Annotated in this window: 1 protein-coding gene and 1 pseudogene; both read right to left on the bottom strand. The window is 42.6% G+C overall.

All coding sequences use genetic code 11. The annotated features are described in order from the left end of the window. A pseudogene (gene purH / locus AC3G7N_RS22140) lies at positions 1 to 228 on the bottom strand (bifunctional phosphoribosylaminoimidazolecarboxamide formyltransferase/IMP cyclohydrolase); the annotation flags it as partial. A gap of 17 nt (positions 229 to 245) precedes the next feature. Next, on the bottom strand, positions 246 to 563 hold a 318-nt coding region (gene purN / locus AC3G7N_RS22135), incomplete at its 5' end, for a phosphoribosylglycinamide formyltransferase (RefSeq protein WP_489424266.1).

The following is a 563-nucleotide window of genomic DNA, read 5'->3' as shown; positions in this document are numbered from 1 at the left end:
AGCCAGCAGACCACCATGAACATATGGGTGCAATGTTTTCACCCGTCCATCTAAGATTTCCGGAAACCCGGTGATATCCTCCACGGAACTGGCGGCAATCCCCGCTTGTTGTAATGCTTTCAATGTTCCGCCGGTTGAAATAATTTCATAATCAAGTTCCACTAACCCTTTTGCAAAAGCTTCGATATTGTCTTTATTAGAAACACTTATCAGAGCACGCTTCGTCATGAAAAAACTCCTTACTATTATCTATTTAGTACATGTTTAATTACTTTTGGATATAGTCGATGTTCGATTTCCTGGATCCGTTGTTTTAATGTCTCTTCCGTATCTGATGGTAAAATTTCCAATGCTTCCTGGTCGATAATTGGTCCAGTGTCAACGCCTTCGTCAATATAATGTATCGTTACCCCCGTTGTATGAACATGGGCACGGAATGCCTGCCCAATTGCATCAAGACCAGGAAATGCCGGCAACAGCGAAGGATGGATATTGATAATTGCGCCATCATACGCCCTTAGCAGTGTTGGTCCAACAATCCGCATATACCCTGCTAAGAAAAT

It is taken from the genome of Virgibacillus carmonensis (genome assembly GCF_057836705.1).
The sequence above is the reverse complement of the archived record's forward strand: the minus strand, read 5'-3'. Positions and strand labels throughout refer to the sequence as shown.